Annotated in this window: 19 protein-coding genes; 9 read left to right on the top strand and 10 right to left on the bottom strand. The window is 40.0% G+C overall.

The genetic code is table 11. The features are described 5' to 3' along the window. Positions 1–64: 64 nt before the first annotated feature. The gene (gene hutC / locus R0J88_RS09935) at positions 65–772 is read right to left on the bottom strand and encodes a histidine utilization repressor (RefSeq protein ID WP_203985887.1); all 708 of its coding nucleotides are present in this window, start codon (positions 770–772) and stop codon (positions 65–67) included. A 120-nt stretch (positions 773–892) separates the two neighbouring features. Here hutC and hutI point away from each other — a divergent pair, with 120 nt between their 5' ends. Together hutI and R0J88_RS09945 are read left to right on the top strand one after the other, a co-directional pair. Beyond that, positions 893–2,140, top strand: coding sequence for an imidazolonepropionase (gene hutI / locus R0J88_RS09940; RefSeq protein WP_410899806.1), 1,248 nt, complete (start codon positions 893–895; stop codon positions 2,138–2,140). A gap of 124 nt (positions 2,141–2,264) precedes the next feature. After that, positions 2,265–3,926 carry an EAL domain-containing protein gene (locus R0J88_RS09945; protein ID WP_410899807.1) on the top strand — a complete coding sequence of 554 codons (1,662 nt, stop codon included), beginning with the start codon at positions 2,265–2,267 and terminating at the stop codon, positions 3,924–3,926. Between the two features lie 125 nt (positions 3,927–4,051). Here R0J88_RS09945 and R0J88_RS09950 read toward each other — a convergent pair whose 3' ends face one another. After that, the gene (locus tag R0J88_RS09950; protein ID WP_410899808.1) at positions 4,052–5,113 is read right to left on the bottom strand and encodes a formimidoylglutamase; all 1,062 of its coding nucleotides are present in this window, start codon (positions 5,111–5,113) and stop codon (positions 4,052–4,054) included. 1 nt (position 5,114) lies between these two features. Next, on the bottom strand, positions 5,115–5,612 hold the full coding sequence (gene rraA, locus R0J88_RS09955; RefSeq protein WP_006793083.1) for a ribonuclease E activity regulator RraA: 498 nt from the start codon (positions 5,610–5,612) through the stop codon (positions 5,115–5,117). Positions 5,613–5,817: 205 nt separating this feature from the next. On the opposite strand from rraA, the gene R0J88_RS09960 reads away from it, so the two are divergent. The 3 genes from R0J88_RS09960 (at position 5,818) to R0J88_RS09970 (ending at position 9,374) form a co-directional block, all read left to right on the top strand. Beyond that, positions 5,818–6,357: a phosphatase PAP2 family protein gene (locus R0J88_RS09960; protein ID WP_006793084.1), complete on the top strand. Its 540-nt coding sequence runs from the start codon at positions 5,818–5,820 to the stop codon at positions 6,355–6,357. Next, entirely contained in the window at positions 6,354–7,385 is a 1,032-nt protein-coding gene (locus tag R0J88_RS09965; RefSeq protein ID WP_006793085.1) for an MJ1255/VC2487 family glycosyltransferase, read from the top strand. Before R0J88_RS09960 ends, R0J88_RS09965 begins: the two co-directional genes overlap by 4 nt. 108 nt (positions 7,386–7,493) lie before the next feature. Continuing rightward, positions 7,494–9,374, top strand: a complete 1,881-nt coding sequence (locus R0J88_RS09970; protein ID WP_410899809.1) for a methyl-accepting chemotaxis protein — start codon at positions 7,494–7,496, stop codon at positions 9,372–9,374. A gap of 23 nt (positions 9,375–9,397) precedes the next feature. On the opposite strand, the gene R0J88_RS09975 is transcribed toward R0J88_RS09970, so the two are convergent. The 5 genes from R0J88_RS09975 to priA all read right to left on the bottom strand — a co-directional run bounded on the left by R0J88_RS09975 (position 9,398) and on the right by priA (position 14,509). Further along, positions 9,398–9,772, bottom strand: coding sequence for a gamma-butyrobetaine hydroxylase-like domain-containing protein (locus tag R0J88_RS09975; RefSeq protein ID WP_058428244.1), 375 nt, complete (start codon positions 9,770–9,772; stop codon positions 9,398–9,400). Between the two features lie 64 nt (positions 9,773–9,836). Then, on the bottom strand, positions 9,837–11,165 hold the full coding sequence (gene hslU / locus R0J88_RS09980; protein ID WP_006793088.1) for an HslU--HslV peptidase ATPase subunit: 1,329 nt from the start codon (positions 11,163–11,165) through the stop codon (positions 9,837–9,839). Positions 11,166–11,176: 11 nt separating this feature from the next. Further along, positions 11,177–11,695, bottom strand: coding sequence for an ATP-dependent protease subunit HslV (hslV, locus tag R0J88_RS09985; RefSeq protein WP_058403860.1), 519 nt, complete (start codon positions 11,693–11,695; stop codon positions 11,177–11,179). 79 nt (positions 11,696–11,774) lie between these two features. Next, a complete protein-coding gene (locus tag R0J88_RS09990) occupies positions 11,775–12,302 on the bottom strand; it encodes an SPOR domain-containing protein (RefSeq protein ID WP_006793090.1) in 528 nt (175 codons plus the stop codon). A gap of 20 nt (positions 12,303–12,322) precedes the next feature. Then, positions 12,323–14,509, bottom strand: coding sequence for a primosomal protein N' (gene priA, locus R0J88_RS09995; RefSeq protein WP_410899810.1), 2,187 nt, complete (start codon positions 14,507–14,509; stop codon positions 12,323–12,325). Positions 14,510–14,740: 231 nt separating this feature from the next. Between priA and rpmE the strand changes: the two genes are divergently transcribed. Together rpmE and R0J88_RS10005 are read left to right on the top strand one after the other, a co-directional pair. Then, positions 14,741–14,956, top strand: coding sequence for a 50S ribosomal protein L31 (gene rpmE, locus R0J88_RS10000; RefSeq protein WP_006793092.1), 216 nt, complete (start codon positions 14,741–14,743; stop codon positions 14,954–14,956). 620 nt (positions 14,957–15,576) lie between these two features. Continuing rightward, on the top strand, positions 15,577–16,818 hold the full coding sequence (locus tag R0J88_RS10005) for a malic enzyme-like NAD(P)-binding protein (protein WP_006793093.1): 1,242 nt from the start codon (positions 15,577–15,579) through the stop codon (positions 16,816–16,818). A gap of 68 nt (positions 16,819–16,886) precedes the next feature. On the opposite strand, the gene metJ is transcribed toward R0J88_RS10005, so the two are convergent. Further along, the gene (gene metJ, locus R0J88_RS10010) at positions 16,887–17,207 is read right to left on the bottom strand and encodes a met regulon transcriptional regulator MetJ (RefSeq protein WP_006793094.1); all 321 of its coding nucleotides are present in this window, start codon (positions 17,205–17,207) and stop codon (positions 16,887–16,889) included. A 199-nt stretch (positions 17,208–17,406) separates the two neighbouring features. On the opposite strand from metJ, the gene metB reads away from it, so the two are divergent. Together metB and metL are read left to right on the top strand one after the other, a co-directional pair. Then, positions 17,407–18,636: a cystathionine gamma-synthase gene (gene metB / locus R0J88_RS10015; RefSeq protein ID WP_410899811.1), complete on the top strand. Its 1,230-nt coding sequence runs from the start codon at positions 17,407–17,409 to the stop codon at positions 18,634–18,636. Positions 18,637–18,641: 5 nt separating this feature from the next. Beyond that, a complete protein-coding gene (gene metL / locus R0J88_RS10020; RefSeq protein ID WP_410899812.1) occupies positions 18,642–20,987 on the top strand; it encodes a bifunctional aspartate kinase/homoserine dehydrogenase II in 2,346 nt (781 codons plus the stop codon). Positions 20,988–21,135: 148 nt separating this feature from the next. Here metL and R0J88_RS10025 read toward each other — a convergent pair whose 3' ends face one another. Then, on the bottom strand, positions 21,136–23,637 hold the full coding sequence (locus R0J88_RS10025) for a penicillin-binding protein 1A (RefSeq protein WP_410899813.1): 2,502 nt from the start codon (positions 23,635–23,637) through the stop codon (positions 21,136–21,138). Positions 23,638–23,713 lie beyond the last annotated feature (76 nt).

A 23,713-nucleotide genomic window follows, 5' to 3' on the forward strand; every position in this document is an offset into this window, starting at 1 on the left:
CTCCTGTTGTATATACAAGGTGATTTGTTACAAAAAAAGCGCATGATGCGCAATTTTGTTTATCTTATTTTTTAAACGTTAAGTGTCCGCCCAAGCGGTATTTGCTACCAGGCGATACAAGTCGTGCAAAACTTACAATACCGTTAACTGACCATGTTCTGCGAATAACTTGCAGGCAAGGCTCTTCGTTATATAGGTTTAACCATTGGCACATTTCGTTGTTGGGCATAATGGCTTCTACTGTGTGTCTAGCTTGGGTGAGAGGTGCAACACTTGAAAGATACTCATGAGGAGTCGTTGCACTAAAATCTTGTTGTAAATAGCCGCTAGCAAGCGCAGGGTTTACAAAGCGTTCTTCAAGCTGTATTGGGCTGTCGTTTTCGTTATGAACCAGTACGCTTCGGTACACGACGCTATCTACTTCTACTCCTAGTGCGATAGCAATAGGGGCCACCGCGTTTATTGATTCAAGTATAAGCACGCTACAGGTGTAGTTGCCGTTACGTTCTTTAACTTCATCGGCAATATTTTTAATTTCAAGTAATGAAGACTGCGACTTAAACGAAGCAACAAATGTTCCAAGGCCTTGGCTACGCGTAAGTATTCCAGATTCTGTTAATTCGCTAAGTGCGCGGCGAGCAGTCATTCTGCTAACGCTAAATTGTGTGCTTAGCTCGTTTTCAGAGGGAACGCGTTGGTTTTCTTGCCACAAACCGCTGCGAATTTTATCAACAATAAATTGTTTTATTTGCGCAAATTTAGGTGTTGTCATTAACTGGGTAGCTGCATTAGGAGTAATTTATATTAAATAAGATGACACAATCCTCTTGTATATACAAGATGTGTTGTTAGACTATATTTCAATCATGTCAGGGTATGTATGGACTGCAATATGCAAAACACTCAGCAAAATAATAACTTAGAAAATATTGATTTAGTTTTAACCGATGCAAATATTGCCACAATGGATCCCACTAGAGATACGCCTTATGGGATCATCAAAAATGCAGCGTTAGCCATTAAAAACGGAGAAATTGTATGGCTAGGTGAGCAAGCATCGCTGCCGTCATTTGACGTTTTCGCAACGCCAACTTTGAGCATAAAAGGGCAATGGCTAACACCTGGTTTAATAGATTGCCATACACATTTGGTATTTGCTGGTTCTCGTGCGCAAGAATTTGAGCAGCGATTACAAGGCGTAAGCTATGAACAAATTGCAGCGCAAGGCGGAGGCATTGCAAGTACAGTAAAAGCAACCAGAGCTGCAGATAGAGAGCAACTATTTGTTGATGCCAAAGACAGGCTCAATACACTGTTAAAAGAAGGCGTAACAACAGTTGAAATTAAGTCGGGTTATGGGCTTGATACCGAAAACGAAATTAAACTATTAGAAGTGGCAAGACTACTGGGTGAGCATCACCCTATTGATATAAAAACAACATTTTTAGGCGCTCATGCATTACCTAAGGAATACAAAGGCCGTGCAGATGAATATATTGACTTGGTGTGCAACGAGATGCTTGAGCAAGTCGTTGCAGGTGAGCTTGCCGACGCCGTTGATGTGTTTTGCGAAAATGTAGGGTTTAGTTATGAGCAAACTAAGCGCGTATTTGCGGCGGCGGCTAAACATAATTTGCCAGTAAAATGCCATGCAGAGCAGTTATCTAATCAGCATGGTGCTGAGCTGGTGGCCGAATTTAATGGATTATCGGCAGATCATATAGAGTACCTTGATGAGCAAGGTGTAGAAGCCATGGCAAAGGCTGGCACTGTGGCTGTGCTGTTACCGGGGGCATTTTATTTTTTAAGAGAAACTAAACAGCCCCCCATAGAGCTACTTAATCAATATAAGGTGCCAATTGCGATTGCGAGCGACTTTAACCCAGGTACTTCACCGCTGTGTTCGGTGCAATTAATGATGAATATGGCATGTACACTCTTTAGATTAACACCAGAGCAAGCACTGGCAGGTGTTACCAGCAACGCAGCTAAAGCACTGGGATTAAATGATAGAGGAGTGTTAAAAGTGGGAGCCAGAGCCGACATTGCACATTGGCAAATAAGCCACCCATCGCAATTAAGTTACCAATTCGGCGTAAATAAACTGTCAAATTTATGGATTTTGGGTAAACTTAATTAGTTTGTATTATTTTTGTTCATATTTAACATGTTGTTGTTAAAGTTTTTTTACGAATACGAGTGCCGTTAACTTGAATATATTAACCGACAGTAATTTTCCGATTTTTTTTAGTGGAGCGCTTTTAATGGCGATGATCACCACTTTATTTTCGGTTAAAAATACCAACATTAAATTTAGTTATTTATGCACAGGTGTTGTAGGTTTAGCTATTTTAAGTAGCGGTGAAGCATGGTTATCTATTTTATTGGCCTTTGGTTTTTGTTTTCATTTATGGCAATCATTCGAACGTAATAATTGGAGTATGATTATTACCAGCTCTGCCGCGGGACTGTTGTTTGTGGTGTTGTTTTCAGCACATTTGTTATTGGATGTGCCGTTATTTTGGGTTGTACTAGCTATATTACTGTGTGCTGTAGTTGGTTTGCTAAATGATGAAAGTGACGAGCCCAAGGTTAGCATGGCCCCAAAGCAGGTCGACGACGCCTTTGTAGAAGAGTCACCCCTTTCAGTATTTGCTAGCAAAAAAGAGTTACGCCAAGGTTACTACGAGTGGTGTGATGATACTCAAGTTGAAGCCGTGCTTATTATTATTCGACTTGAAGGCTTTGAGCAAGTTAATCAGCATATAGGCCGTGGCTTTGGCGATATTTTATTAGCGCAATCAGCAAATAGAATACAAGAACAATTAGAAAGCGAAGAAGTGATTACTTTAGTGGGTAATGAAAAACTTGCTCATTTAGGTGGGTTAAATTTTGCGTTTATTTGCAGCTTAGCCAACCATAAGCATTTACACGAACAGATTATTGACACCATACTCGGTGCAACACTTAAGCCTTTTAATGTCGCCAATTGTACGGTTGAAGTGAAAGCGCGAGCAAGCTACGTTGCCTGTAATGAGCAAGATACTAACTTTGACGATTTAATTTCTTATGCCTACTTAGCCCTTGATAGCCAGCCTACTCAAAAAGTGGTGCCTTATCACCAGCAAATGATGATTGAGCAATTGGAACAGCAAGCGCGCTTAAAAGAGCTTGCTAACATTGACTTTGCAAGTGAGCTTGAGTTGTATTTTCAACCGGTTATTTGTAATAAAAATGGTCAAATTGAATTTTTAGAATTGTTATTGCGTTGGCAGCATCCTAAACAAGGGATTTTATCTGCTAATCGTTTTATTGATGATATTAGAATTGCAGGGCTTGGTTACCCACTTGCTAAGTTTGTTATAGAGCGGGCTGCAGAACTTGCTATGGCACTTAGAATAGAAGGCATAGCCATACCGCTAAGCATTAACGTATTTGGCCCAGAAATGCTTAATGAAGAGTTTGTTGAGTTTGTTGATAATGTAATAACAGAGCACAAATTACAAATGGGGGATTTAATTGTTGAGTGTCCATTACATATATTTACGGGGCTCGATGATAAAGGCAGAGCGATGATCGCAAGGCTGAACAATATTGGCTTAAAGCTTTGTGTTGATGGCTTAGGTGATAACCCTGTACTGCTTTCTAAGTTACCTAGCTTAGCAGTGGAATATATAAAAGTAGCGCCGTCATTAACGGCTGATTTTAGCAACCAAAATAATATCCGCAGTTTAGTTGGCGGTATGGTTGAAATGCATAATCAGCAAAAAACAAAAGTCATTTTTGAAGGGGTGGAAACCCTTGAGCAACTTAAATTTGTTAAAAGTTTAAATGCCTATGCTGCCCAAGGTTATTACTTTGGGCATCCGCTCAGTAGCATAGGCTTAATGAGCTGGTTAAAAGAGTGGCAACAAGCACAAGGTTAATTAGAGTGAGCGCAAAGGGCTTCGTTTTGCGCTACCTTACTGACGTTTCAAGGTTGTAATACAGGAGAGTAATGCAGCTAAGGTTACATTATCTATTAATTTATAGCCCCACATCACGATCAAATTTATTTGAATGAGCACTCGCTTTCTTTTGCCAGTAAATAGCTATTTACCAATGCACTGATCACTTGTCCTACATGCGCCGCGCCTATTTCAGGTCCGTTTGGATGTTGGCTTGGTGATGCCTCACATAAGTGTAAGTATTTAGCGTTTCGGTTACTTGCTGCTTTATATATAAAATGTTCAGTGTCGCTGACACTAAATCCACAGCATGTATAGGCACTTACAGGCATAAATGTAATACTGTCTAGATCTACTTCAATACCAAGGGGTAATGAATCAAAACCGTTAATAGCCTTATCAATAGACTGAGTAAGCGTTATGTCGCGTTTTACTTTGAGTGACTGGTAGCTATCAAACGTGAAGTTTGCCTGCGTCATGGCATCAATAATTGCTTGGTTATTTTTCTGCTCGTGTAGGCCAATAACATGGTAATTATTCAGTAGCTTCTCGTTATAAGCATATCGAAACCCATTGCCACTGTGGCGTCCTTCGCATTCTCTAAAGTCAGCATGAGGGTCAAAGTTTATTGCATTAACTGGTGTATGCTGTGAACTACTAAGTGCACGAATAATCCCTAAGCAGTTATTGTGCCCGCCACCAATCACAATTGGCTCAAGACCCGCTTTAAATATTAGATTTAATACACTTTCTACGCGCTCATCTAACTGTTGGCATAGCAAACGTAATTGCTGAAGTTGTTCGGGGCTTTTGTTGTTTAATTGGTTACTTTGCGCCATTAGGTCATCAACGTGAACTTCGCCAAGTAACAACACTTTTTGAGTGGCAATAAATTGATTATGGGGTTGGTTTAAAAATTTACATAAAAAAGCAGGCCAAGCTTCACTTGCTCCGCTATTGCCTAAATTGGCTTTAGGGCCAATGTCTTCACATATGCCTAAAAGTACGTAGCGCATACCAAACTCAGCGGCATCAACAAGGGCTTGTTGAACATCTACGTGAGTGTCGAGCAAAGACATGGCTTGCCATGCTTTTTTTTCGTTTGCGCGGGAAGAGCATAAAGCTTTAACCGCGCTTTCATCATATACTTTTAACTGAGTGGTCACGTTATACTTCTACAACTTCCAACTCAAGTTCCTCAGCAGATAGCACAATACCCGTGCTATCGGCATAGATGAAGTCGTCATCGAAAAACGACACACCAGCAAAGTTTACACCAATGCCATTTTCGCCAGCGCCTTCGCTGTCGGCAGCCACAGGGATTGATGCTATGGCTTGAATACCTACATCAAGCTCTTCTAGCTCATCTACATGACGGACAGCTCCGTACACAACAATGCCATTCCAATTGTTTTCAAAAGCTAGTTCAGCAAGTTCAATATCAATAAGTGCACGGCGAGTAGAGCCACCACCGTCAATTAATAGCACTTGTTCTGTACCGTCTTGAGATAGTATTTCGCGGATCAGTTCATTATTTTCAAAACATTTAACCGTTTTAATGCGGCCACCAAAACTGTGTCGACCACCAAAGTTGATGAACATTGGCTCTAGCACGTCAACCACGTCAGCAAAGTGGTCACATAAATCAGAAGTGCTGTAATCCATTATTTTATCCTCAAAAGGTACATTAATTTATAACTCAGTATACCTGCCTTATAACCAATAACAACGACTTAATCGTAGTAAATTTAAGCAAAACAAGGAGTAAATCAAGAATGGCAACAATAGTGTCTTAAAAGCGTCACTCAATTGTTATTTACAACACCTAAGCTAAATCAGTGTTCATATATTATGCGATGAGGAATAAGCAATGGGTAATAATAATATACTTAAAAAAGTAGCTCAGTTTGACGAGCGATTATTTTTAACTTTGTTTAATTGTAACTCACCTAAGTGGCTAAAAAAAATGGCGTTTGGATTATCTAAAAGTGGTGACGGCGGATTGTATTTAGTTATATGTGCAGGTGTGTGGTGGCTTAGTAAAAACGAGCTGCACCAGCTATTACCAATCGCAATAATGCTTGGCTTTATTATTGAGCGGCCCATTTACTTTTTAGCTAAAAAGTATTTTGCACGAATAAGGCCATGCGATTGTTTAGTAACCAATGCCTATATAGTACCGAGTGACAAGTTTAGCTTACCGTCAGGTCACAGTGCTGCCGCTTTTTTAGTTGCTATTATTTTGTGTCACTTTTTCCCTCAGTATGTATGGCTATTTTTAGGCTGGGCTGGTGGTGTGGCAATATCGAGAGTGGTATTGGGGGTCCATTATCCTGCTGATATTATTATTGGTGCACTGATAGGTAGTTCATGTGGGTTATTTGCATTGGCACTAGTGGTGCCAGCATGAAAATATTATACGGTATTCAAGGTACTGGGAATGGCCATATAACACGGGCCCGTGTTATGGCTAGCTGCTTTAAAAAACTAAACATTGACGTTGATTATGTTTTTTCAGGACGTGCAAATAAAGATTACTTTGATATGCACGACTTTGCGAACTATAAAAGCTTTAGAGGGCTGTCGTTTAATACTAAAAACGGGCAAGTAAAAAGCCTTCAAACTGTTAAAAATGCGCGTATTTGTAAGTTGGTAAAAGACATTAAATCGTTCGATGTAAAGCAGTATGACTTTGTGCTTAATGACTTCGAGCCAATTACTGCATGGGCAGCTAAACGAGCGGGTGTTCCTGTGGTTGGTATCAGTCACCAGGCGGCTTTTTTATCTAACAGTGTTCCTATGTTTAGCCGAGGTATTTTACGTAAGTCGTTAATAAAATATTATGCACCTGCTGATACGTATTTGGGGGTTCATTGGCAGCCATTTGCTGAAAACATTATTCCACCATTTATTGCACATCATGAACATAGTAATCCTGTTGCGATTATTAACAAAGTGTTGGTGTACTTACCCTTTGAAAACCTTGCTAGCATTATTGACTACCTAAAGGACTTTCCCGAAAAAGAGTTTTATTGTTATCACCCCGATGCGCAAAATAGATCGCTGGGTAATATACATTTACGTTCGCCTTCAAGATCTGACTTTTTAAATGATTTAGCCAATACAAGCGGCGTGATTGGTAATGCCGGGTTTGAACTTGCCAGTGAGGCATTAAAGTTGGGTAAAAAGTTATTACTAAAGCCGTTAGATGGCCAGTTTGAACAAAGTGAAAATGCACAAACATTACTCACTATGGGAATGGCCCATGTAATGAATTACTTAAATCCACAAGCATTAGATGACTGGAATAATGCACCTCAAAACAGGCAAATTAATTACCCTAGCGACCCTGAACCACTTGTAGATTGGTTATTACAAAAACAGTGGCATAAAACTCAATTACTGCACAGAGGTTTATGGGGAAGTGTTAATTTGTAATGCCATACATTTTTCAGGTATGACCAGTTTGCAAAAAGCTAAAAAAAATAAAAGCAGATTAGGACATTAGTCTATAATAAGGTTGCATATTAACCAAAGGTGTTTGAAATGAGTTTTTTAGAAAATTTAACGATTAAGAGGCGATTGCAACTTAATGCTTTGGTAGTTGGTTTAGCAATGGTTATTCTATTATGTGTAATTATTTTTGAGGGAAAGGAAAATCTTAAATTAAATCAGACTATACAGCTAGCGAAAGAGCTGAATATTCAGCAATTAGAGTTAAGAAAGCATGAAAAAAACTTTTTGTTTTACAAAACAGAGAGCTCTTTAGAGTCGTTCGAAAAAGAGTATGCAGTCCTGGATACAAAGTTAGCTGAATTACAGGCTTTAATGGCTAGTTTAAATATAGATACTCAGAAAGCAATTCAGCTAAAAAGCTTAGTTGCTAAATATAATAGCGATTTTAATAACGTAGTCTCTCTTCAAAGAAAAATAGGCTTAAATCCAAAAGACGCTCTTTATGGTGACCTAAGAAGTGCTGTGCATAAAGTAGAAACCTTGCTTAACGAGCAGCAAAGCGATGAGTTGCTCGTGCTTATGTTGCAATTAAGACGTGCTGAAAAGGATTTTATGCTGCGTTTAGATATCAAGTATCTCCCCCGTTTTGACGACACAATTACTAAGCTTGAACAAAGCCTTTCTCGTTCAACGATAGACTCAAACACCAAATCACAACTCAATAGCTTAATTGCTACTTATCAAAGCTCTTTTCAGGCGCTGGTAAAAGCCCAAGTTGAATTAGGGGTAAACTTAGAGTCAGGAGCTCTTGGTAAAATGCGAGAAAGCGTGTCAAAAAGTGACACTGTTGTTAGCCAAATTGTTGAGGAAACAGTAACTCATGTCAAAAACAGCGTAAGTGAGGCACAGTTTTTGGCAATTACTATTTTCGTTATTGCAGGCGTTATTGTTTTAGTATTGGTTTATTTTACTAGCCATTCTATTATTGTGCCTATTGAACGCGTTTATCACAGCATAAATGACATTAGGCGCAATAACGACTTAAGCGTAATGATAGAGCAAACAGGTAAAGATGAAATCACTATCATGACGACTGACTTTAACAGTTTAATAGGTGACTTTAAAAACCTGATTTATGAGGTTAATGGCGCACTAAATACTCTCAATGTAGCAACAGATCATTTATCTGAGAGCACAGCAGCCACAAGCTCAGGTATGCAAGAGCAATTACACGAAGCTGATATGGTTGCTACCGCAGCAACAGAAATGCAAGCGACTATTCAGGATATTTCACACAACACTGAAGCGGCGGCTAAAAAAGCGGAGTCTACAAACTTAAGTGCTCAACAAGGCCGTAGCGAAGTTGAATCAACCGTTAACCATATAAGAGAATTGTCTGGATCTTTAGGCAGTGCATCTGATGTGGTGTCTCAACTAGAAAAAGACGGTGAAACGATTGGCTCGGTGCTTGATGTTATTCGTGGTATTGCAGAACAAACTAACCTACTTGCGCTCAATGCGGCAATTGAAGCTGCTCGTGCTGGTGAGCAAGGCCGAGGCTTTGCGGTGGTTGCTGATGAAGTACGCTCGCTAGCCCAGCGTACGCAAGAATCTACAAGTGAAATCGAAGGGATTATTAATACCCTACAGCAACGCACTCAGGAAGTTGTAAGCATTATGCACCAATGTCGCTCACAAGGTGATGAAAGTGCATCCCAGGCAATTAAAGCGGGCGAGTTGTTGGGTGCTATTACTGAAGATGTACAAACCATTATGGAAATGAGTACACAAATTGCCGTTGCTATTGATGAGCAAAGCCAAGTTGCATCAGAGGTTAATAAAAACGTGGTACGTATTAGAGATATTGCACAAGATGCATCAGAGCATGCATCGCGTAACGCACAAACTAGTGAAGAGGTATCCGAGCAAGGTCGCGTACTATATGCTGCGATAGATAAATTTAAAGTTTAAATTTATTAAAGAGCCAATGAAGCTTAAGGAATAAACTTTATTGGCACACTGTCTTTATTTTTTGTGTTTTCGCTTACACGTTCTAAATATTCATTCCATAACTTAGTCTGCTGTTCTTGCAGCTTGGCAAAATAGTTCCAGCTAAATAACCCGCTATTATGGCCATCGTCAAAATCTAGGCGCAGTGCGTAATGCCCAACTGGGACTATTTTTTTTATCCCGACTGATTGCTTGTTTAAAACCAGCTTCATAGGGCCAGAGCCATGGCCTTGTACCTCTGCTGATGGAGAGTGAACACGTAAAAATTCACAACTAAATACGGCTTTACTATCATCGTCAAAGTAAACATCTAAATTTTTGCTCACGCTATGATAATGCACTTTTGTTACGTGTTTCATGTTTTGTATCCCATTAAAAAGCCCCCAATATGGAGGCTTTTAGTATAACTACTTATAGTACCAATTAAAGAATAAAGCGGCTTAAATCTTCATCTTCAACTAGTGCACCTAAATGTTTTTCAACATAAGCCGCATCAATAACTACCGACGATCCAGCTTGCTCAGACGCATCGTATGAAATTTCTTCCATTAGCTTTTCCATCACGGTATGAAGACGACGAGCACCAATATTTTCGGTTTTCTCGTTAACTTGCCATGCAGCTTTTGCAATACGCTCAATAGCGTCATCACTGTACTGAACATCAACTTGCTCTGTTTTAAGTAGCTCGCGTTGTTGCTCTGTGAGTGATGCATGAGGCTCTGTAAGTATACGTTTAAAGTCGTTTGCAGTAAGAGCTTCAAGCTCAACGCGAATAGGTAAGCGACCTTGTAGTTCAGGGATCATGTCTGATGGTTTAGCCATTTGGAATGCACCAGAGGCAATAAATAGCATGTGGTCAGTTTTAACCATACCGTGCTTAGTATTTACTGTTGAACCTTCAATAAGCGGAAGTAAATCGCGTTGTACACCTTCTCGACTAACATCTGGACCCGATGAATCTCCGCGCTTACAAATTTTGTCTATTTCATCGATAAACACAATACCATTTTGCTCTACAGCAAATATAGCCTGCTCTTTTAGCTCTTCTGGGTTTACTAGTTTGCCCGCTTCTTCTTCGGTTAGTAACTTAAAGGCTTCCTTAATTTTGAGCTTGCGCTTAGTGCGCTTATCGCCACCCATGTTTTGAAACATGCCCTGTAGCTGGTTGGTCATTTCTTCCATACCAGGAGGCGCCATAATTTCTACGTTTGGTTGTACTTGTGCTAAATCGATTTCAATTTCTTTATCGTCTAGTTGACCTTCGCGAAGCTTTTTACGGAATGTTTGGCGTGTTGATGAGTTTTCATCACGCTGAGTTTCACCGTATTGATCTTTAACAGGTGGTAAAAGTGCATCTAAAATACGATCTTCGGCCGCTTCTTCTGCGCGGTGTTTAAACTTTTTAGTTTGTTGTTCACGTGTCATTTTAATAGACACTTCAACTAAGTCGCGAATGATGGTTTCAACTTCCTTACCAACATAACCCACTTCGGTGAACTTGGTTGCTTCTACTTTAATAAAAGGGGCATTAGCAAGTTTGGCTAAGCGGCGCGCAATTTCCGTTTTACCAACACCTGTAGGACCAATCATTAAAATATTTTTTGGCGTTACTTCTGCACGTAAATCATCGTTTAATTGCATACGGCGCCAGCGGTTACGAAGTGCAATAGCAACGGCTTTTTTTGCGTTAGCTTGGCCAATAATATGTTGATCTAACTCGTGAACAATTTCTCTTGGGGTCATAGCAGACATAGCGGTTCCTATTATAATTCTTCAATAGTTTGGAAGTTGTTAGTAAATACGCAGATATCACCTGCAATAGTTAGGCTTTTTTCTACTATTTCACGAGCGCTTAAATCGGTGTTTTCTAATAACGCGGTTGCAGCCGATTGGGCAAAGTTACCACCACTACCAATGGCAATTAAGTCATTTTCTGGCTGAACGACGTCGCCGTTACCGGTGATAATTAAAGAGGCAGTTTCATCAGCTACAGCTAAAAGGGCTTCTAACTTTCTGAGTGCACGGTCACTACGCCAATCTTTCGCCATTTCAACAGCAGCTTTGGTGAGGTTACCTTGATGCATTTCTAGTTTGCTTTCAAAACGTTCGAACAGGGTGAAGGCATCAGCAGTACCGCCGGCAAAACCTGCGATTACTTTGCCATTATAAAGGCGTCGAACTTTACGGGCATTGCCCTTCATTACGGTATTACCCAATGAAACTTGGCCGTCGCCACCAATTACAACTTTGTCGTCGCGGCGTACACTTACAATAGTGGTCATGTTATTCCTCATCATCGAGTTGCAGGGGCAACTCGTTAAAAACGATTATGATGAGGTTATATGGGTGAATGGTTTATTTTCAAGTCCAGCCCCAAATTCCGCAGCCGACGACTTTGACACGCTTGAGTTTATTTTTATCACTTTCTGCTTGGCGCTTCGTTTTGTAAGGCCCTAAACGTACTTTATACCAAATACCTGTTTCGCCTTTGGTTTCTCTTATTTCAGATATAAGACCAGCAAAGGCTATTTTAGCTTTTAACGATTCAGCCTGTTCATGAGTCCTGAACGAGCCGCATTGCATAACATAAGGACCTTTTTGTTCAATTTCTTTTACTTCTACTTGCACTTCATGGTTTCTGATTTCTTTTATAAATTCAGGCGCACGAGGAACGACCACTTCTATTTTTTCTTTTTCGGCTGGGTTAGTTTGTTTTTCAACAAGCTCGGGGTCGGCATTATTTTTAATAAACCATAATCCATAGGCAAAACCGCCCACAAGCAAAGCTGCAACAATTACCAAAAGATAAGGGAATGGCTTTTTAGCAGGTTCTTTTTTGGTGTTTTTTCTATTTTTTGGTTTTTTATTAATGTAATCGTGCTGTGCCATAGCGTTATTTTGGCCTTAACCTAAATCATATCTATAGGGTCTACATCTAAACTCCAGCGAACTTTTTGTGCAAGTTTACTGGTGCTTAAATAATCAACCATTTGCGCAAGATACTGATGTAATATGCGGCGATCTTGCGCTTGAATGTGCAATTGAAACCGATACATACCCGCAATTCTTTCTAATGGGGCAGGGATCGGACCGAGCAATTGTATACCAGATACCCCGTTAACTGGAACCAAATCTGTCAAAAAGTCGACGACTAGTTTAATACTTAGCCCTTGTGCTCTAACTATGGCCATATTAGTAATAGGCGGTAAGTCGGCGTCATCACGCTCGCTTAACGCAAAGCGTGCAAAATCTTGGTAACCATTATTGACCAAATCTTGTAAAAGAGGATGTTCGGGAAAATGTGTTTGTAATAACACCTGGCCAGGCTCTCCTGAGCGACCAGCACGTCCTGCTACTTGAGTCACTAACTGCGCTAAATGTTCCGTTGCTCTGAAATCGCAGGAATATAGGCCGCTGTCTACGTCTAAAATTATGACAAGGCTTACATCAGCAAAGTGATGACCTTTTGCAAGCATTTGCGTACCTACTAATATGCGCGCTCCACCTAAATTAATTTCGTCGAGGGCTTTCTCTAAACTGCCTTTACGACGAGTTGAATCGCGATCAATACGGGTTACTGGTGTATCAGGAAACTCGTTTGTTAAAAATTCTTCTATTTGTTCAGTCCCTTTACCATTAGGGAATATTTGCGTGCTCCCGCAATCAGGGCATTGATGAGGTACTTGATGTTGGTCGCCACAATGGTGGCAAATCATTTGACCAATCGCTTTATGGAACGTGGCACTAGTACTGCAACGATTACATTCACTTAACCAACCACATTCATGGCAAATAAGTGTAGGTGAAAAACCACGACGATTTAAAAACACCATAACCTGTTTACCACGATTTAAATGTTGGCGCATAGTAGCAAGGCTTGCGTGAGCAATACCCGCCTGATCGGGCTGGCCTTTCATGTCGAGTAATTTAAATTGGTTATCGGTTGAGGTTTGAGCGCGCTCAGTCAAGCTTAATAGTTGGTACTTATTATTAATGGCTTTATGCAAGGTTTCGAGCGCTGGAGTAGCACTGCCGAGTATAAGTGGGATTTTATGCTGGAATGCACGATAAGCTGCTAAATCTCGAGCATGGTAACGAAGGGTATCTTGTTGTTTAAATGATGAGTCGTGTTCCTCGTCAACTACAATCATACCGAGCTTTAAAAAGGGTAAAAAAATACTTGATCGCGTACCTATTACAACAGCGCAACTCCCTTTTTCGCAAAAGCGCCATGTTTGAAGGCGTTCGTTATCGGTAAGTGCAGAATGCCATAACATGATGGGTGTATCTGGAAAGCGGCGACGAAAACGGTTAACCGTTTGAGGGGTAAGGCCTATTTCGGGGACAAGTACTAAGGCTTGTTCACCTCGCTTTAATACTTCTTCAAGACATTGAAGATAGACTTCGGTTTTACCACTACCAGTAACCCCTTCTAATAAAAACGTGTTAAAGCCTTTGCTTTGATTAATTGCAGTGCAAGCTACGGCTTGTTCCTTGTTCAGTGTAGGCTTACTACCCACTGTTGGTGCAGTACTTTGCCACTGATTATCATGTTCTATGGTTTGTGTAACAAGCGCTTTTGCAATAAGGCTATCGATAGTTTTTTTACTAAAGCCGAGTGCTTTGAGCTCGGTTAATGATGATTTACCTGACTGTGCAAGTTGCTTTAATAAGTTAAGTTGAGTTTTTGCTTTGAGTGACGGAAGTTTTGATCCTTTTTCTGTCAGCATAACCATATTGATACTGGTTTTATCCGGTGACTCACCTTGGCGCAGCGCACTAGGTAGCGCTATATGAATTGTTTCGCCGAGTGGGTAACAGTAATAGCGAGATGTAAAACTCAAAAGCGCAATGTGTTCAGATGATAAAATAGGCGCGTCATCAATGATTTCGATGATGGATTTTATTTTGTTTTCGGGGACGTCGGTCTTGCTTTTAATAGCTAAAACAACGGCGACTTTTTTTTGGTTACCAAAAGGCACAAACACACGCATACCCGGTTTAAGTGGTGATGCCATGCCATCGAGTTGCTTATCTACTTTATAATCAAAGGTGCGCGGTAAGGGGACTTTTATAGCGACTTCAGCAAAACACATAGCAACTCAACTCATAAAATTAATGATGTAATGTACTAAAAATAACGTTAAAAACCTACTAGCAAATATTGCTTGCTTAAGTGTCTGCCTACTTTTTTAGCAAAACAGTTAATAATAGCTTGTGTGTTTGATGGTAGTTGGATAAAATCCGCGACCAACAAATTTGTTTTAACGACGTATGGTGCCAGACTTCGGGTTTGGAGAGCGATGCGGCCTTAACTAGAGGTTTCTATGAAAGAAGGTATTCACCCTAAGTACGAAGTAATTTCTGCAACTTGTTCATGCGGCAATAAATTCGAAACAAGCTCTACTCTATGTAAAGACATTCACCTTGACGTATGTTCAGCGTGTCACCCTTTTTACACTGGTAAGCAAAAAGTTTTAGACACTGGCGGACGTGTTGATCGTTTCAACAAGCGTTTCGGTGCACTTGGTAGCAAGAAGTAATTTTTGCTGTCTCGTTAAATTAAGCACCTTAGGGTGCTTTTTTTATGCTTTTAATTTAGTTATACCAATTTAATAGTAATAACGTTTCGATTTAAAAAATTAAGTGTTACACGAACGGCGTCAATATTTTTTAATATAGGACAACTAAATAACAAATTATTTAGCTTATTGCTCGATTTTCATATTCCCCTGCTATGCATAACTATTTCCTGTTCTTATTCTGAATATGCATAAACCTTTACAGACAAACCGCAAATTATTCTCTATATTTTTAATTAGTTCATTTTTTAACTAAGTGGTTAAATGCAGCTAACGTGAAGTTATATGTTTTTAAAGTATGTGAATAAGCCTATTTTTGCTTATTTTTATAGGACTTTATTAAGATATTTTATAAAAAATAATGAAAGAACAATTGTGCCTTTAGAATCCGTTATTGGATGAATTTTTATTTATAAAGTGTCGATATAATTTACAAAAGTTATTGAAAAACCTCTTAAAATTAATCGAACTAGCATATAACAGGATAGACCTGATATTGCTTGGAATTTAAAAATAATAAGGGTATCGTAGCCTAAACTTCACCTCTCACTTTTACTTTAATTGCAGGATACAATCGCGTTATGTCAGACTTTCGTGAACAAGCACTACACTATCATTCGCACCCCGTTCCAGGAAAAATTAGCATTGAACTAACAAAGCCTGCTGAAACGGTAAAAGATCTCGCATTAGCATATAGCCCAGGAGTTGCAGAACCCGTACGTGAAATCGCTGCAGACCCTGCAAACGCTTATAAATACACAGGTAAAGGGAATATGGTTGCGGTTATCACTAATGGTACTGCAATTTTAGGCTTAGGTAATTTAGGCCCACTTGCTTCAAAACCTGTAATGGAAGGTAAGGCGTTACTGTTTAAGCGATTTGCTGGCCTTGATTCTATTGATATCGAAGTGAAACACCGCACTACTGAAGACTTTATTAATACAGTTGCTAATATTGCCGACACGTTTGGCGGAATTAACCTTGAAGATATTAAGGCGCCAGAGTGTTTTGAAATAGAAAAAGCATTGATTGAGCGCTGCAGTATCCCGATATTTCATGATGATCAGCACGGTACTGCCATTGTAACTGCTGCGGGTATGTTGAACGCGCTTGAGGTGCAAGGCAAGTCTATCGAAAATGCGACTATTGTGTGTTTGGGTGCTGGTGCTGCTGCGGTTGCTTGTATGGAGCTGTTAATTAAGTGTGGTGCTTTGCGCGAGCACATTTATATGCTTGACCGTAAAGGTGTTATTCATACTCGTCGTGATGACTTAAATGAATACAAAAAACTTTTTGCTAACAATACAGACAAGCGCACGTTGCAAGATGTTATTGAAGATGCAGATGTATTTGTTGGTGTATCGGGGCCTAATTTATTAGCTGCCGATGATTTAAAACTAATGGCAGAAAAACCAGTTGTGTTTGCTTGTTCAAACCCAGATCCAGAAATTGATCCTGCACTGGCTCATTCTGCTCGAAACGATCTAATTATGGCAACGGGTCGATCAGATTACCCTAACCAAGTTAATAATGTTCTGTGTTTTCCGTTTATATTCCGCGGTGCTCTTGATGTACGCGCCAGTGCAATAAATGATGAAATGAAAATTGCAGCTGTAGAAGCGATTAGAAGTATTGCCAAAGAGCCTGTACCTGCTGAAGTACTGACGGCTGCGGGTGTTGACAAGCTGGAGTTTGGTGATAAGTATATTATTCCAAAACCAATGGATCCTCGTTTATTACCACGCATTGCAAAAGCGGTTGCAATAGCTGCTGTAGAGTCAGGTGTTGCACAAATTGATTTACCAGAAAACTATATGGAATAACGACTAAGTTGTAATTTAGACACAAAAAAACCTCAATTAATTGAGGTTTTTTTGTGTCTAAATTACGTTTAGTCTTCGTTTAAAACAGGCACTTCTAGCCCCATTTCTTGCATTATTTTTTTCACTTCTTCAGGCACTTTTTCGGCGTTATCCTTACGTAAGTCGTCGTCGTTAGGCAAAGGTTGACCGGTAAATGCATGTAAAAATGCTTCACAAAGTAATTCACTATTTGTTGCATGACGTAAGTTATTAATTTGACGACGCGTGCGTTCGTCCGTTAATACCTTTAATACATTTAGTGGGATTGAAACGGTAATTTTTTTTACTTGTTCTGATTTTTTCCCGTGTTCTGCGTATGGGTGAATATACTCACCATTCCATTTAGCCATAAGATGTATCGTCGCCTCAGATTAATAATTGCTCATATGCACTACAATGCATATGAATATGCGTGAAATTCTATCTATTTAAAAAAGATAGTCAAATACTAGTTGTTTAGCCATCTGGAGCTTTAAATGTTTTGACATCTTTAATAAGATAAATTACTCTTTTAGACGTCTAAACATCCAAATTAAATAGGTGACGAATATGAGCGAAAAAAATAAAGCAACCATTGCAGTAAGAAGTGGTGTTGAAGCAGACAAACATCATGGCGCAGTTGTCGCACCTATTTACTTATCAACCACCTATTCGTTTGCCGACTTTGATACAAAGCGTCAATACGATTACGGGCGAAGTGGTAACCCCAATCGTGATATTTTAGCCGAAACCTTGGCTGAGCTTGAAGGTGGCGCACGCGGTATTATTACTGCTACGGGTATGTCTGCCGTTCACTTGGCTACGCAAATCCTGAATCATGACGATACGTTAGTGATCCCACATGATTGTTACGGCGGAAGCTATCGTTTATTTACTTCACTGCAAAAGCGCGGTTTGCTCAAGCTAGAAGTTTTAGATTTAACACAAGCACAAAGTTTAGATAAAATTTTAGCAATTAAACCTAAGCTAATTTGGATAGAAACACCAAGTAACCCATTACTACGCTTAACTGATATTAAAGCAATAACCGATGTTGCTAAGCAGTGCGGTGCTTTAGTCGCTGCCGATAACACATTTTTATCACCAGCATTACAAAACCCTATTAAATTTGGTGTTGATATAGTTGTACATTCCACCACCAAGTACATTAATGGTCATTCAGATGTAGTGGGCGGTGCGGTGATTGCTGCTTCACAAGAGCTGGGCGATGAACTGGCATGGTGGGCAAATAATATAGGTATTACAGGTGCGCCATTTGATAGTTATTTAACATTGCGCGGGTTGCGAACACTAAATGTGCGTTTAAAGCAGCATCAAGAAAATGCATTAGCGATTGCTAAATATTTAGAAAAATCGGAATTTGTTCGCCAAGTTTATTACCCTGGTCTTGAATCACACCCACAGCATGAATTAGCCAAAGCGCAGCAACTAGGCTTTGGTGGCATGGTGAGTTTTGATATTAAAGGTGACATAAACGATGCTGCGGCGTTTTTAACCAGCTTACGTGACTTTAGCTTGGCAGAGTCTTTGGGAGGAGTAGAGAGCCTAATATGCCATCCTGCAACCATGACCCATGCTGGCATGGAGCCTAAAGCTCGTCTTGATGCGGGAGTGGGCGATACACTTATTCGAGTTTCAGTAGGTATAGAAGATATAAACGACTTATTAGCTGATTTAGAGCGCGTGTTTCAGCTTGTAAAGCCTGGCAGTAAAGCAAATTTAAACAAAGGAGCTGGCGGTGACATTAAATTAAGTGCCGCTCATCCAGCGCTTTGGTGAACAATATGACACAAACAGTACATAAATTTGGTGGTTCAAGCCTTAGTTCGGCTCAACGGTATGAGCGGGTTGCGAGTATTATTTTAGAGCATACTCAGCCGGGCGATTGTGTTGTTGTATCTGCGGCGGGAAAAACAACCGATACTTTGGTGAAGTTATGGCAAAGCTATCAGCAACAAGATACGCATGTCGTTGCTGATATATTGCTGCAATTAAATAATCATCAAACTGATTTAATCACACAGTTACTCCATGCAGATCTTAAGCGAACTGCTTTAACGCGTTTGCATAGTGAACTAACAGCGATTAGTGAATTGATAAAAAACCAAGGCTTGGAAGAGGCTCCCTTGCTTGCTTATGGTGAGGTCTGGTCTGCACGCTTATTGGCGCTTTACCTTACGCAATTAAATATTAATGCTTGTGACCTTGATGCTCGAACACTTTTTACATTAAATAATGGGCAATTGTTACATACCCAAAATGCGCAGCAATGTGCGAAGTTTATAACCCCAGACTACATTAATGTTGTCACAGGCTTTATTGCATCAAATACGTTGGGTGACACGGTTACACTTGGTCGCAATGGGAGTGACTATAGTGCAACCTTACTTGCTAATTACTGCCATGCTAAGCAGGTGTGTATTTGGACTGATACACAAGGTGTATACAGCACAGACCCTCGCAAAGTTAGTAAAGCGGTTAAATACAATAAAGTGTGTAGAGGTCAAGCTAACCTATTAGCGCGATTAGGTAACCCTGTTTTACACGCTAAAACGCTTTCTCCTTTAAGAAACAGCGATATAAAACTATCTGTTCGTAGTAGTTTTGATGTGCAAGCAACGCCTACAGATATAGTTAAAGAAGGAAATGTAAAACAAAAGCGTTTTATTACCACGTTAAACAACATCGATTTATTAACAGTTGAAAAGCTGGCCGAAGGCGAAGTCGCAGATGTTAGCCAGCTGATTCAACACAGCATTCATCACTTTAGTCAAAATGGTGAAACTTATTTAGTTGTCCCCTCTGCTTCAGCATATAAAGTTGTTAGTTATTTTGAGGGTAGAGCAAACATTAGCGAGTCGAGCTTAAATGGCTGTGCGGTTGTAGCGCCTGTTAATGATATTTCAAAATTGAATGTATTGGCTATTGATACGTTAAATGCTCATGCCATCGAGCCGCGCTTTATTCACCAAGACAGTGGATACATTTTACTATTAACGGATCAGTTTATAGATAGCGATATACTCAGTGTTTTACACGATAAGCTTATTAATAAAGGCCAAGAAGTCGCTTTAATAATTGCGGGCCTTGGAAATGTGGGAGAGGTATTTATAGAGCAGCTGTCAGCTCAATTCGAGCGTTTCTCTGATGACTTTACAATTAAATTGGTTGGGTTAATACGCTCTGAAACGTTACTTTTTAATCCCAGTGGTATAAACATTGCTGATTGGAAAACGCATTTTCTCTCACAAAGCAAAGCTTATAATAACCAAACATTACTAAACATAATTAGTGAACTTGATTATGAGCATAAAGTGGTTGTTGATATTACCGCAAGCGAGGCATTTAGCCAGTTATACCCGGAGTTTGTTGCATTAGATTGCCACTTGATCAGTGCTAACAAATACGCTGGAACTGCAGATACAGCATGGTATAAAGCTTTGCGTACGAGTATTAGTGAGCGAAATTTGCATTGGCGCTACAACACAAGCGTAGGTGCAGGCTTACCTGTTAACTTTGCATTGGCAGATTTGCAAAACAGTGGTGACAAAATCACTCGTATTGAAGGTGTTTTTTCAGGCACGTTATCGTGGTTATGCAGTAAGTTTGACGGAACAATACCATTTTCTGATCTGGTGCTTGAAGCACAAAAAATGGGGTTCACAGAGCCCGATCCGCGTGAAGATTTATCAGGGCGTGATATGCAGCGTAAACTGCTTATACTTGCCAGAGAGCTTGGTTTAGAACTCGACCTTGATGATATAAGCTTATCAGCACTCATGCCCGAAACGCTTGCTATAGGAAGTTGGGACGACTTTTTAGCTAATGAATCCACCCTCAATGACTTTATTGACGCTCATGCTGCAAATGCCAAAGCACAAAGTTCCGTACTTCGTTACACGGGTTTACTTGAAATTACGGAAAACAAAGTAACCGCTCAAGTAGGTATTACTTATACTCCTATTGGTGATGCGTTAGCTAATTTAACACCTGGCGATAATATTTTTGTCATTAATAGTAAGTGGTATAGCGCTAACGCTCTTGTGATTCAAGGGCCTGGTGCGGGTAAGGAAGTAACCGCGGCGGGTATTCATTCTGACTTATATTGGCTGGTACAAAATATAAAATAAAGGTTACAAGGGCCTTGTATCAATCCGCAATAATACCTAATCATTTTGCGGGGCTAAACGTGTCGCTACATGCGTTAAAAAATTCTTATTTAGAACAGCTAAATTTGGTATCAACTAAAAACGGCAGCCAATGGCTGCCGTTCTTTATTTAAAACAGTTCTTCTTCTGTTTTAGTGTCTTCTTCAAATATATCTGTTGGTTGAGACATTACGTATTTTGTGGGGGCGGTGCCTTTGTCAAAATACTCAAAGCGACTGGTGTAATCATTTTTATGACTTAATAAACCGGTTTCTAAATCAATCCGAATAGACACTAAACCTTCTGGCGGCTCTATGGGGGCTTCAGGTTTACCTTCAAGCGCAACTTTCATAAACTCAACCCAAGCCGGTTGTGCTGTTTTAGCGCCAGATTCAGCCCCTGATATTTGCCCGCTATCAAGATTATTATTGTATGAAGTCCTGCCTAGCGGGTTGCCAGGGTTATCAAAACCAACCCATACCGAGGTCATAACATTTCGATTAAAGCCACTAAACCAAGTATCTACAGAGTCATTAGTTGTGCCTGTTTTTCCTGATAGATCACGACGGCCTAATGCTTGAGCGCGCCAACCTGTTCCTGACCAACCCGTTTTATGTGACCAGTTTCCACCTCCCCAAACAGCGCTATGCATTGCTTGAGCAATTAAAAATGCATTTTGTTTTGATATGACCTGAGGGGCACATTTTAATTGTGGCGTATCAGTATTTTGTTGTGGGAATAATCCAGTAGCATTGTCTGGGGTTAATGACTGATCTGAAGTGTCGTCACACACCACTGAAGGATTAGCTTTAAACAAACTATTACCGTAAGCATCTTGGATTTCTGAGATAAAGTACGGCTCAATCAAATGCCCACCATTCGCAAATGCACTCATACCGCGTGCTAGTTCAATTGGAGTAATTGAAGCACTGCCCAGTGCTAAGGATTCACTGCGGTTGATGTCTGAATTTTTAAAGCCAAATTTTAGTAAGTGATCTGCTGTTCGTTGCAAACCAACACCTCGGAGCAAACGAACTGATATTACGTTTTTAGATTGTGCTAACGCGCGACGAATTCTAATTGGGCCATTGTAAACAGCCGGACTATTCTTAGGTCGCCATGCCACACCTTGGCTTTTATCCCACTGATTAATTGGCGCATCGTTTAAAATTGAGGCGAGCGTATAGCCGTTTTCAAGCGCAGCAGAATAAATAAATGGTTTTATGTTTGACCCCACTTGGCGCTTTGCTTGAATAGCTCGGTTGTATTGGCTCTGTTCAAAGCTATAGCCGCCAACAATGGCTTTAATGCGGCCATCTTGTGGGTCAAGTGAAACAATTGCGCTTGATGCTTCAGGTAGTTGGCTTAGTTCATACTCGTTATTGCTGTTCTTACGCACCCAGATTTGCATTCCTGGCGTTAATATTTCAGTTGCCGAAGTTGGAGCAAAACCTTGGCGATAACGAGTTATGTATTTGCGTGCCCATTTTAAGTTGTCCCAATTCAGGTTTATTTGCTCTGCATTTTTAAGCAATACCGTGGCATTTTTTTCATCCACGTTAATAACAGCAGCTGCTTTCAGTGTACCTATCTCTTTGGCTTCATTGAGTTTAGCTAGTATTTTCTCTTCACTTAGCGCTGATTGTTTTTCAGGGTCCCATAAAATAGCGGTTGGGCCTCTAAAGCCATGACGCATATCGTAGCTATGAAGATTATTAACCAGCGCGGTTTGCGCCGCTTTTTGTACTTTAGACTCAACAGAGGTAAATATCTTAAAGCCTGAATTATACGCCTTGTCTATTCCGTAACGTGAAACCATTTCTGCACGCACCATTTCAGAAATGTACGGTGCGTATAAATCTATTTCAGCACCATGAAAGTAAGCGGTGATAGGTTGGCTTGTTGCATCATCATACACGTCTTGTGTTATGTAGTTTTCAGTTAATAAACGACCAAGTACAACATTACGGCGTGCTTTTGCACGGGTAGGGTTACGAATTGGGTTTAACGCCGAAGGCGCTTTTGGCAAGCCAGCAATCATCGCCATTTGAGCAAGCGTTAAGTCTTTTAACTCTTTACCGTAATAAACTTGAGCGGCAGCTCCAATACCAAAGGCGCGGTTACCTAGCTCGATTTTGTTTAGGTAAAGCTCTAAAATTTCATCTTTAGTAAGTACATTTTCTATGTGTAGAGCGATGAATATCTCTTTTATTTTACGGATATAAGCTTTTTCTCGGGTTAAGAAAAAATTACGTGCAAGTTGCATGGTAATAGTACTAGCACCTTGTTTTTTCTCGCCTGTAGAAATAAGAACAATAGCAGAGCGAACTATGCCAATAGGGTCTATACCTATATGGTCATAAAAGCGATTATCTTCAGTTGCTAAAAATGCATCAATTAAAGGTTGTGGGATTTCATCAATAGTGACCGGAATTCGACGTTTTTCACCAAATTGATTGATCAAAAGGCCATCTTTAGTGAATACTTGCATAGGAGTTTGTAATTGCACGTCTTTTAAAACTTGCACACTGGGGATATCAGGTTTAACGTAGTAATAAAGACTGATCAAAGTTATCAGACCGATTAACGTACAAATGATAAAAAATTGTAAAGTTCGTTTTAATAAAATCACTTATATTTCCCTAAATGGACTCCCAATTGCGAGTTTGGACTGATAGTATATATTGATTAAAAAATGAATAATATTT

Source organism: Pseudoalteromonas sp. SIMBA_162 (assembly GCF_046535955.1).
Taxonomy (GTDB): domain Bacteria; phylum Pseudomonadota; class Gammaproteobacteria; order Enterobacterales; family Alteromonadaceae; genus Pseudoalteromonas; species Pseudoalteromonas marina.

Coding starts and splice junctions, on each gene's coding strand:
- hutC (WP_203985887.1), bottom strand. CDS start 772: ATGACAACACCTAAATTTGCGCAAATAAAACAATTTATTGTTGATAAA.
- hutI (WP_410899806.1), top strand. CDS start 893: ATGCAAAACACTCAGCAAAATAATAACTTAGAAAATATTGATTTAGTT.
- R0J88_RS09945 (WP_410899807.1), top strand. CDS start 2,265: ATGGCGATGATCACCACTTTATTTTCGGTTAAAAATACCAACATTAAA.
- rraA (WP_006793083.1), bottom strand. CDS start 5,612: ATGGATTACAGCACTTCTGATTTATGTGACCACTTTGCTGACGTGGTT.
- R0J88_RS09960 (WP_006793084.1), top strand. CDS start 5,818: ATGGGTAATAATAATATACTTAAAAAAGTAGCTCAGTTTGACGAGCGA.
- R0J88_RS09965 (WP_006793085.1), top strand. CDS start 6,354: ATGAAAATATTATACGGTATTCAAGGTACTGGGAATGGCCATATAACA.
- R0J88_RS09970 (WP_410899809.1), top strand. CDS start 7,494: ATGAGTTTTTTAGAAAATTTAACGATTAAGAGGCGATTGCAACTTAAT.
- R0J88_RS09975 (WP_058428244.1), bottom strand. CDS start 9,772: ATGAAACACGTAACAAAAGTGCATTATCATAGCGTGAGCAAAAATTTA.
- hslU (WP_006793088.1), bottom strand. CDS start 11,165: ATGTCTGCTATGACCCCAAGAGAAATTGTTCACGAGTTAGATCAACAT.
- hslV (WP_058403860.1), bottom strand. CDS start 11,695: ATGACCACTATTGTAAGTGTACGCCGCGACGACAAAGTTGTAATTGGT.
- R0J88_RS09990 (WP_006793090.1), bottom strand. CDS start 12,302: ATGGCACAGCACGATTACATTAATAAAAAACCAAAAAATAGAAAAAAC.
- priA (WP_410899810.1), bottom strand. CDS start 14,509: ATGTGTTTTGCTGAAGTCGCTATAAAAGTCCCCTTACCGCGCACCTTT.
- rpmE (WP_006793092.1), top strand. CDS start 14,741: ATGAAAGAAGGTATTCACCCTAAGTACGAAGTAATTTCTGCAACTTGT.
- R0J88_RS10005 (WP_006793093.1), top strand. CDS start 15,577: ATGTCAGACTTTCGTGAACAAGCACTACACTATCATTCGCACCCCGTT.
- metJ (WP_006793094.1), bottom strand. CDS start 17,207: ATGGCTAAATGGAATGGTGAGTATATTCACCCATACGCAGAACACGGG.
- metB (WP_410899811.1), top strand. CDS start 17,407: ATGAGCGAAAAAAATAAAGCAACCATTGCAGTAAGAAGTGGTGTTGAA.
- metL (WP_410899812.1), top strand. CDS start 18,642: ATGACACAAACAGTACATAAATTTGGTGGTTCAAGCCTTAGTTCGGCT.